We start from the raw sequence: 9,278 nt of genomic DNA, 5'->3' as shown, positions 1-9,278 counted from the left end.
GGGGCATTTTTTTTTGGGAACGCCCCGGGGGGGGGGGGTTTTGGGGGCGCCCCCCGCCCCCGGGGGGGGGGCGCGGGGGGGGCCCCCCGGTTTCGCGGGGGGGGCGCCCCCCCCCGGGGCCCCGCTCGCGCGTTCGGACGGTTCGTACTGTCAGCCCTTGAGCGCGGCGTTCAGCTTCGCGGACTGCGCGGTGACGATCGCCGCGTCGGGCAGGTCGCTCTTCACACCAGTCATGTCCATGCGCAGCGCGACGGTGATCGTCGAGCCGTTGCGTGTGACGACGTAGCCGTGCTTGGCGTCTTCGGCTTCGAACTTGAACGCGAAGGACACCACGTCCCCGCCGGTGAGCGGCGACGGGGCCTGGGTCAGCTTGAACGACGTCTTCTCCCCTCCGGCGTCCACCGTGAACGCCTGGCAGCCGGGGAACGCCTGGGCCGCGTCGCTGAAGACCTTGGCCGCCTGGTCAGAGGTGTACGCGGCGACCGTGACGACAGTCGGCGCCATCGGGTCGGTGCCGACGATCGACTTCTGGACCGCCGCCTGTGGTTTGACCGCGCCGTTCGGCAGGCTCACCACGTCTACCAGCGGCTGGCACGCGGCGGGCTCCGCCTTGGCCGTCGACTTGTCCTGCGGCGGGCCGCCGACGACCTGCATGCCGCCGGAGAGGTCCTGCGCGGTGAGTGCCGCCGCGTCGAGCTGAGCCTGCGTCAGGGTCTTAGACCCGGGCGGGCCGTCCGCGCTGAACTTCGGTGTGGCGTCGGGCACCGACGGCTTCCCGCCTGCTGCCGGAGCACCAGTCGCAGGAGCGCCCGCAGCCGGAGTGCCGGGGGCCGGCGCCTTGGTGTCCGCGGCAGGAGCGGCGTCGGCCTTCTTGTCGTCACCGCCGCACGCGGCAGTCATCAGGAGCAGCGGAACGGCGAGCGCGGTGGCGGCCAGACGGCGGGACACAGACATGGAGGACCTCGTGCTTGGAGTGGGAATCGAAAACTGCGCCGGCAGTGGGGAAGATCCCTCGCCGGAACGTTTCTGCCGCTCCCCCGGCCCGCTGGATGATCATAGGACAGCCCGAACGGCGCAGACAAAGGAAATCGGCCGCCGCGGCGTCCCGGACGGCCGAGCCGTGGAACGCCGCAACGGCCTCCTCGGTGGTTTCAGACGCCGGTCCGCGCCCGGAGCGCGGCTTCGCCGGCAGCCCGCATCTCCTTCAGCGGACCCGTCCGCCCGGTCATCAACTCCACTTGCAGCACCGCCTGATGGACCAGCAGGTCCAGACCGCTGACCACAGCGCCGCCCCGCCCCGTCCAGGCCGCCGCCAGCGGTGTGGGCCACGGGTCGTAGACGACGTCGAACAACACGCCCGGTGCGTCCGGGAGTCCGGCCGCCAGCTGGTCGGCGGAGCCCTTGGGTGTGGTGGAGATCACCAGCGGTGCTGACAGACCATCAGCAGCCTGCTCCCACGGGTGCGGCACGACCGTGACGCCAAGGCGTTCACCCGCGGCCAGCATCTCCGCGGCACGTGAGTCCCCCCGTACGAAGACACTCACCGGACCGTCGGTCAGGGCACCCAGGGCGGCCAGCGCCGACGTTGCGGTCGCCCCCGCGCCGAGGACCGCGGCGGAGGGGACCCGTGTGACCCCGCGTTCGCGCAGCGCGTTGACCAGGCCGGGGACGTCGGTGTTGTCCCCGGTCCGGCGGCCGTCGGCGGTGAACACCACGGTGTTGACCGCGTCGACGGCCCGCGCCAGGGCGGAGACCTCGTCGAGCAGCGGCATGACCGCGCGCTTGAGCGGCATCGTCAGGGAGAGTCCGGCCCACGTGTCGTCGAGCTCCCCGAGGAAACCGGGCAGTGTCCGCTCGTCCACGTCGTAGGACTCGTAGGACCAGCCCTCAAGGCCCAGCGCCGCATACGCGGCGCGGTGCAGCACCGGGGAGAGCGAATGGGCGATGGGCGAGCCGAGGACCGCGGCCCGGCGCACGGCGGCAGCAGCGGTCACGAGTTCGGGTGGTCCTTCAGCCACGCCCTGAGCTTCGTTTCCAGGACCTTGAATTCCTTGTCGCTCTTGGCGAACTCAGTCTTCTGAATCGACGGGTCAGTTGTCACGAAGAAGAGCCAGCCCTCGTTGGACGGTGCGAACGTGCCGTTGAGCGCGTCCTTGCCCGGGTTGCCGATGGGGCTCGGCAGGGTCAGTCCCTTGTTCTTGGCCAGACGTGTGTTGTACGGGCTGTCCGTGTTCAGATCCGCGACCGTCAGATCCAGGGCGCTCTTGTTGAGGACGTAGTTGACCGTCGAGTCCATGCCCAGGTTCATGTTGGTCTTCACCCGGTTCTCGATGACCTCGGCGATCTTCGGGAAGTCGTCCGGCTTCGCGCCTTCGGCCTGCACGATGCTCGCGATGATGATCGCCTCGTACGGGGTGCGCCCGATCGCCTTGGCCTTCCCCTCCAGGTCCATCTTCTTGTACGAGGCGTTCGCCAGCGCGACCATCTTCTTCAGCACGTCGACCGGCTTCATGCCCGGCGCGGCCGGATACTTCGCCGGGTAGAGGAAGCCTTCGATATTGCCCTTGGCGTACTCCGGCAGACCGATCGAGGGGTCCTTGGCGGCCTTCACGAACTCCTCGACCGGAACGGCCATCTGTTTGGCCAGCACCGCGTAGACCTGCGAAGCCCGGTTGCCAGGCTTCACGTCGACCGACTGCTGCTGCTTGGGGTCCCCCAGGACGTCCAGGACGGCCTTAGCGGGCATCTTCGGGTGCAGGATGTACGCCCCCGCCTCCACGTGCCGCTGGTCGGGGTCCTTGGTGAGGGCCTGGGTGAACGCCTCCACGCTCTTGGTGACGCCCTGCTTCTTGAGCTCGTTGCCGATCTTCTGACCGACCCAGCCGCTCTCGACGATGAACACGACCGTCTTCGCGTCGCCCTTGCCGGAGTAGTCGGCCGGAGCCCCGAACTGCTCTTTGAGGAAGCTGTACGCGTACCAGCCGCCGCCGCCGATCAGGCCGAACACGATGACGAACGAGAGCAGTACGGCCAGGCCGCTGCGTTTCTTGCGGCCACGGCTCCGCCCGCCGCCCCTGCCGCCGTCCCGGCCTCCACGCCGGCCCGAGTCTTCCTGGCGGCGCCGACTGCGCGGTTCGTGGTCCATCCGCAGCCCTACGTCACTCATCCTCGTGCCCGCTCTCCGCCGAAGTGGCCGGTCCGTCGCCGGACATGCCCTGGTCTACCGGTGCCTGAACTTCTGGTGTTCCCTCACCCGGGTGGATATCGGGTTTGGAAGGGACCTTAACCGGTCGGCCCGGCGGCCGCCCGGAGGCCCGCTCGGTCTCCAGGGCATTCTGCAGGATGACCACGGCAGCGGCCTGGTCTACGACACTGCGCTGCTTGCGCCCCTTGACCCCGGAGGCCCGCAGGTTCTGGTGCGCGGTCACCGTCGTCATCCGCTCGTCGATCATCGTCACCCGCACCGGCGCGACCGCTGCGGCGAGCCTCCTCGCGAACTCCCGGCACTTGGCCGCGGCCGGCCCCTCGTGGCCGGACAGCGAGCGCGGCAGGCCGACGACGACCTCGATCGCCGCGCGTTCGACGACATGGCCGGCGATCCGCTCGATGTCCCCGCGCCCGGCCTTGACTGTCTCCACCGGCGAGGCGATCAGGCCGTACGGGTCACTGGCGGCCAGGCCGATCCGCGCGTCTCCTACATCGACGGCGAGGCGTACGCCACGCCTCATCACCGGCTCATGGGACTGGGGGCTGGACAGGTTCGTCTCCTTGGCAGGGCACACGCGGGGGAACACGCTGGAGCACACGATTTTTAGCGCACATGCTTCGGGGGAGGCATATGAACATTCTAAGTGGACGACACTCAGGTCCCTGTCATGGCTGCCAGATGTTGATCAATGCCAGTGGCGTCGACAGAGTTGTTTTCCCGGTCAGTCCTACATGGCTTGAGCTAGCATCTACATCGTTCACTTGATAGTGATCGCACCACAACCGCGAGAAGACCCCCGCTAGTCGATAGCAGGGGTCTTCTTGTTAGGCCTTCCGGCCATCAAGGCTGGGGGCTCTGTTACTTCAGCTCAACGCCCAGGACTCGCCGTTGGGTTTGTCGAACCACACGCGCTGCCCGTCGCCGTTGACGGTCAGTCCGAACAGTTCAGGTTCCGGGCGGTCATGGTCGATCCACCACCGGTAGGCCGCTTCCACATCCGTCCACAGCGACCGTTCCCCGACTTCACGGACGTCTGTCGGTTCACCTTCGCTGAAGCACACATACGCAAACGACTTGTCCCACGTGGAGTAGAACCACGCGACCAAATCCCCGTCCGCCTCGTACACGTGAGAAACACAGTTGGGCACCTGAAGCCCAATCACGAACCCCACATCGGGATCCCCGAATTCTTCAACGGCCTTACGCGCAAGGCCGGTTCCCGGCTCCCGTGCGTCCTTCGCCCATCCATCATGCCGGTAGTCGTCTGGGTCGATCCCCAGGCGCTGTGCCCGCATCTTCATGAAGGACAGCCCGCCGGCAAAACCGCCCGACGCTGAGCCGTCGTTGTTGACGGTCAGTGTCAGAAGCCGGTCGTGCGGTGTGAAATCGGTTCCCCACGGAAGGACGATCCGCCCGCCCGGAAGGGTCTGCTTCACCCACTCGTACGACACGCGCCGGATTCCACAAGTCACATGGATTCCATTGAACGGGCCTTCCCGGTCGAACCCCTCGAACCCGTCCCCGGTGTGCACACGCACGAAGACATCCGCTCGCGTCATGTTTTCCCGGGCCGTCGCTGCTAGGTCCGGGTCTACTTCGATGGAGAAGACGTTCCCGACGCGCCCGGCAATTTCCTTGATCCGTGCGGCCGTGTAGCCGGTGCCTGTCCCGATGTCGAGATAGGTCCCGCCCACGATCGGACGCAGCGCGTCAAACATATCGTCCACGGCACCGGGCATCGAAGCGGACGAAGACGCCGTTGTCCCCGGATCCGTCCCGGTGTGCTTTCCGTCGTCCCACTGCGTGACAAGGGGGATGTCCGCAGACACCGCCGCTTCCCACGCGTCCGGGTCCGTTCGCCGGTCCACGGCCGACCCGTAGGTGTCCGTGTCCGTATCGAACGGCCAAATCACGTCCGGGATGAAGTCCCGACGTTCCACACTGGTCACTTGCTGGCCTTTCATTTTCCTCGCTTACCCGTGTCCGGCGGGGGCCTCTTGTCCGGGTTGGGCACGGGCAGCGGCTCTTTCTCCTTGCCGTGCTTCGGGTCGTTACCCATGGCCTTCTCCTTCTTGTTGGAACGATTGGGAACCCCGGCCAACACGGGGATGGGTGTGCCGGCCGGGGCATTGCTCAGTTCCTACCGCCGACCACTCAGCGGCACCATTCAGGCGGGTCAGGAAGAAGCCTGTCGGGAACGGAACTGTTGTACCCGTCATCGCGATGACGGGGTTGTACCCCGACCCTGCCGGGCTTCCGTGCTGGGGGAGCCAACGTTGGGTGACATCCGGCAGGATCGGGAGTCTGTGTCAGTGCACGGCCGGTACGGCCATTTTTAGCCGAATGGTTCTGCCCCGGCCGTCGCCGTCGAGTGCGGCACTCAGGTCCCCGTTGTGCCTGTCCGCCACGAGTGCGATGAAGGGAAGACCGCGCCGCGCCCTTGCGCGCTCAGGTGGCAGGTTGCGGACGTATGACTTCCACGAGCCGGAACCGGACAGGATCAGCGGGATTCGGGGGTCGTGGTCGCGGCAGTCGATGTACAGCCATCCCGTCGCCCCAAACCCCTGTGTCCGGGCGTAGCGCAACTTCAGCGACGCGTGCTTGTGCTGTCTCAGATACCGCGCGTGCTGGATCGAGTGGGCCACGAGGACGTTCACGGCGTCCGCGACGTCGCTGCGGAAGGCATGGTCACGTAGGAGATCCCACGACGCCATGAGCCGTGCAACGGCTTCGCCCACCTGACGAAGGACCGCCGCCGTGTCGCCCAGAACCGGGTATGTCAGCCCGTCTTCTCCGCCGTTCCGGCTGAGCGGTGCACCTTCCTGGCTGAACTTCAGGGCCGACTTCGCCAGCGTGCTCACAGGCCGTTCACCCGACGCAACCGGTTCTCTTCCCTTACGCGATTGCGCAGCTCGTCCATGGTCGGGCTGTCAGCGCGGGTAACGGAGTTCCGGTTACCGGCAACGCTGTTCCACGCCTTGCCGGGCGTGCGCTTCGGCAACGCGACGGGCTTGGGGGTGTCGTCGTCCTTGTTGGCGTTACTGGTCTTCACTGTTCCGCGTCCTTCCGGTGCGGGTGCTGCGTGATGATCGTGTTGAAGCCGGCCGCAGTGATCGGGCTTCCAAACGCCCTTGCCGCCGTGCGCCCCTTCACTGCCGTCTGACAGATCAGGCAGTCGGCTACGGCGGCAAGTTCGAGAAGGGACAGGCTCAGCACGAGAGTTGACGAACACTCACCGGCCACGATTGACCCTCCATCACGTCTGGTTTTCGATTGCCACGGGCACTACACACAGAGTGAGTGAGTCGGCGTACGCTGGGCTAGAGGCAGCGTGTTTCCAAGGAACTTGGAAAGGTGGGAGTTGCACCCATGGACAAGAGGCAGCCGGAATCGGCTGACGGGTTGAAGTGGTTCGGCGAAGAGTTAGAGCACTCACTAGCGCACACGGGGAAGACGGGGCAGGCCCTAGCCGACTTCACGGGCTACAAGCCCCCGTACGTCTCGAAGGTGAAGAACGGCCAAGCCCTGTGTTCGCCGGACTTCGCTGAAGGGTGTGACCGCTTCTTCGGTACGCCTGGGTACTTCGCCCGGTTGCGGGAGCGGATCGCACAACACGGGCACCCTGAGTGGTTCGTCCCATACTTGGATCTCGAAGACAAAGCCGAAAAGATCTTGATCTTTGAGACCTACTTCGTCCCGGGACCCTTGCAGACGCCGGCCTATGCTGAAGCAGTCTTCCGCGCGTTCCACCCTCGCGACACAGACGAAGCAATTCAGACAAAGGTGACAACGCGCCTAGAACGCCGCTCGTTGCTGGACCGCCCCGACAACCCCTTGCTGTGGGTTGTTCTTGATCAAAGCTGCCTCTATCGCATGGTCGGGGGTCCCGCAGTCATGCGAGAGCAGCTAGAACACTTGGTTGCCCTTGCGGACTCGCCCCACGTGGTCATACAAGTTCTGCCGTTCACGGCGGTAGCCCCAGCGTCGCAAGCCTTCACCCTGCTTATGTTTGGCGACGAAACACCCCCCGTCCTCTACGCTGAGACCCGAGGGCTTGGGCAAGTGCATGACTCCGCCGCCATCGTTGCTACTGGCGTTTCGCAGTACGAACGGCTTCAGGCGGACGCCCTGTCCCCGGCAAAGTCGATCAACGCACTACGAGACAGGATCAAGGAACTCTCATGACGAGCAACACAGACCCCCAGTCGTTGCAGTGGGTCAAGTCGTCGTATTCAGACGGCAACGGCGGACAGTGCATCGAGTGGGCGCCAGATCACGCCGCAGAGACCGGCGAGTTCCTGATCCGGGACAGCAAGATCCCGGACGGCCCGCACCTCACGTTGACCGCTGCAAGCTTTGCCGGGTTGGTCGCCTTCGCCAAGTCCCACGGCTGAACGTCTGCCTGACCGAAGTTCCGTCACCCTCATGTAAGAAGCCCGGCACCCCTTGAAAGGAGTGCCGGGCTTCTTCTTTTAGAGGGATTTAGAGAAGCGTTCTCTCAGATCCTCGGGGATGAACAATTCGTGGCCACCCCTGTTTCTTGGGTGGCAGTACATTTTGATTCCACCCTTGATCAAGTCTTGAGTTATCTCATCAAAGTCCTTGTTGTCCCACCGCTCTGCATAAGTCATTCCAAGCTCTTGGTACTCCCAATGATCCTTCGCCTTCTCGCCGAGGGCTGTAATTCTCTCGTACTCCTCGCTCAGGTTGACTAGGATTTTCTCACCCTTTTCGCGAAGGAACGGCTTGTCATAGAGGCCGCCGGGTTCCAGATACGCCATGTGGCGTGTGATGGATTCCTGTAGCTCCTCAAGTTTCTCCGAGCTGCCATTTCCGACAACGTAGACTCTGCGGGTGACCGGCTTGCCGCCGATCTCCTTAAGAACCTCAGCCATAAGAGGGGCAATGATCTCCTCTTCGGGCTTGAAGGCATACCCTGGGCAGGCAGGCTTCCCCGGCCGGCGCATGCACCTGTATGAGGTATAGACCTTCGCTTCACCGCTCGCGAGTGTCCTCTTCACGGTATGGATATGGAGGTTCATATTGCAGCCCCCGCACTCCAAAACTCCGAGGAAAGGTGTTACGTTCTTGGCTTGCTTAGGGGAGAATCTTGATATCTCTGAAATCGCCTTCTGTAGGGCTTCCCACTTCTCGGGGGTGAGGATCGGTTCACAAATAATCACCTTCTTGCCCTCTGTGTCATAGACCGGTACTCGCCGTGTGTAAGTTTTTCCAGGAACCTTCTCGGATCTGGTTTTCACCCCGATCAAGTTTTCGGAGATGAGGACTACCTTCAAACTGTGGGGGTGCCAGGGTCGGTGTCCTTCTTCCGTCCTGTAGCGCGGTGTGCTGCCTCGTTCGCCTCTGGGCTTTACGGCTTCTTCAGCAGGGGTTTTTACGCCCCGTTCTGTGAAGTCTCGACAGATCTGTGACATGCCTTCACCCGCGATGATCCTGTCAGCGGCTTCCTTGACGACTGCGGCAGTGGTCTTGTTGATCCTCAGGTACTTGGCGCTGTCCTTGGCGTAGACCTCAAGGCCGTACGGGGCCTTGCCGCCGGACCATCGAGACGTAGCCCGGAGGTGTGCCTTCATGTTCGTAACGCGCTCGGAGACGGCTCGGGCCTCCATGCGCGCAAACGCGGCGATCATCGTTGCCATGACCTCGCCCATGGGCGTGTTCAAGTCAAAGGGCTCGGTCATGCTGACCAGGCCCTTGCCTCCGTGATCCTGTGCCCACTTGATCATCTCGTGCAGGTCGTCCACGCGCCTCACGAACCTGTCGAGTCGCCAGAAGAGAATGAGGTCGAACTCCGGGGCCCTGTCCAGCCATGACGACAGTTCAGGTCTCTTCCATGGTGGCGTAGTAGACGCAGACACCGACAGGTCTTGCGCCACACCTACAAGGGTCATGTTGTTGCGTGCGCAGTACTCTCGGCCTTCCTTGAGCTGCCGCTCAGGGCTTGTGGTGACGTCCGTCTCTAGGGAGAGTCGGATAGCTAGCAGTACGCGAAGAGGGGACGGCGCGTCATAAATGACGCACCGCCCCCGATTGTCGTACATCCGGCAGC

At 64.3% G+C, this 9,278-nt stretch carries 9 protein-coding genes and 1 pseudogene; 2 read left to right on the top strand and 8 right to left on the bottom strand.

Annotated features, from left to right (window positions below; all coding sequences use genetic code 11):
- Positions 1 to 150: 150 nt before the first annotated feature.
- From AC0Z36_RS10540 to AC0Z36_RS10510, 7 genes and pseudogenes are all read right to left on the bottom strand, one after another.
- Positions 151 to 954, bottom strand: coding sequence for a hypothetical protein (locus AC0Z36_RS10540; RefSeq protein WP_485462500.1), 804 nt, complete (start codon positions 952 to 954; stop codon positions 151 to 153).
- 197 nt (positions 955 to 1,151) lie between these two features.
- On the bottom strand, positions 1,152 to 2,018 hold the full coding sequence (locus tag AC0Z36_RS10535; protein ID WP_485462499.1) for a shikimate dehydrogenase: 867 nt from the start codon (positions 2,016 to 2,018) through the stop codon (positions 1,152 to 1,154).
- Positions 1,991 to 3,166 (bottom strand): endolytic transglycosylase MltG, encoded by a 1,176-nt coding sequence (mltG, locus tag AC0Z36_RS10530; protein ID WP_485462498.1) that lies wholly within the window; start codon positions 3,164 to 3,166, stop codon positions 1,991 to 1,993. The genes AC0Z36_RS10535 and mltG overlap by 28 nt, the downstream gene beginning before the upstream one ends.
- A 106-nt stretch (positions 3,167 to 3,272) precedes the next feature.
- Positions 3,273 to 3,728, bottom strand: a pseudogene (gene ruvX, locus AC0Z36_RS10525) (Holliday junction resolvase RuvX); the annotation flags it as partial.
- 343 nt (positions 3,729 to 4,071) lie between these two features.
- Positions 4,072 to 5,157: a methyltransferase domain-containing protein gene (locus tag AC0Z36_RS10520; RefSeq protein WP_485462497.1), complete on the bottom strand. Its 1,086-nt coding sequence runs from the start codon at positions 5,155 to 5,157 to the stop codon at positions 4,072 to 4,074.
- Between the two features lie 360 nt (positions 5,158 to 5,517).
- Positions 5,518 to 6,069, bottom strand: coding sequence for a hypothetical protein (locus tag AC0Z36_RS10515; RefSeq protein WP_485462496.1), 552 nt, complete (start codon positions 6,067 to 6,069; stop codon positions 5,518 to 5,520).
- Positions 6,066 to 6,260, bottom strand: coding sequence for a hypothetical protein (locus AC0Z36_RS10510; RefSeq protein ID WP_485462495.1), 195 nt, complete (start codon positions 6,258 to 6,260; stop codon positions 6,066 to 6,068). The genes AC0Z36_RS10515 and AC0Z36_RS10510 overlap by 4 nt, the downstream gene beginning before the upstream one ends.
- 317 nt (positions 6,261 to 6,577) lie before the next feature.
- On the opposite strand from AC0Z36_RS10510, the gene AC0Z36_RS10505 reads away from it, so the two are divergent.
- Together AC0Z36_RS10505 and AC0Z36_RS10500 are read left to right on the top strand one after the other, a co-directional pair.
- A complete protein-coding gene (locus tag AC0Z36_RS10505; RefSeq protein WP_485462494.1) occupies positions 6,578 to 7,393 on the top strand; it encodes a helix-turn-helix domain-containing protein in 816 nt (271 codons plus the stop codon).
- Positions 7,390 to 7,602, top strand: a complete 213-nt coding sequence (locus AC0Z36_RS10500) for a DUF397 domain-containing protein (RefSeq protein ID WP_485462493.1) — start codon at positions 7,390 to 7,392, stop codon at positions 7,600 to 7,602. The genes AC0Z36_RS10505 and AC0Z36_RS10500 overlap by 4 nt, the downstream gene beginning before the upstream one ends.
- Before the next feature lie 78 nt (positions 7,603 to 7,680).
- On the opposite strand, the gene AC0Z36_RS10495 is transcribed toward AC0Z36_RS10500, so the two are convergent.
- Complete coding sequence (locus tag AC0Z36_RS10495; protein ID WP_485462492.1) at positions 7,681 to 9,270, bottom strand: recombinase family protein; 1,590 nt, start codon at positions 9,268 to 9,270, stop codon at positions 7,681 to 7,683.
- Positions 9,271 to 9,278 lie beyond the last annotated feature (8 nt).

The organism is Kitasatospora sp. UYEF31, assembly GCF_057291755.1.
Note: the sequence above shows the minus strand (reverse complement) of the source record. Positions and strands in the feature narration are given on the sequence as shown.

Coding starts and splice junctions, on each gene's coding strand:
- AC0Z36_RS10540 (WP_485462500.1), bottom strand. CDS start 954: ATGTCTGTGTCCCGCCGTCTGGCCGCCACCGCGCTCGCCGTTCCGCTG.
- mltG (WP_485462498.1), bottom strand. CDS start 3,166: ATGAGTGACGTAGGGCTGCGGATGGACCACGAACCGCGCAGTCGGCGC.
- AC0Z36_RS10505 (WP_485462494.1), top strand. CDS start 6,578: ATGGACAAGAGGCAGCCGGAATCGGCTGACGGGTTGAAGTGGTTCGGC.
- AC0Z36_RS10500 (WP_485462493.1), top strand. CDS start 7,390: ATGACGAGCAACACAGACCCCCAGTCGTTGCAGTGGGTCAAGTCGTCG.
- AC0Z36_RS10495 (WP_485462492.1), bottom strand. CDS start 9,270: ATGTACGACAATCGGGGGCGGTGCGTCATTTATGACGCGCCGTCCCCT.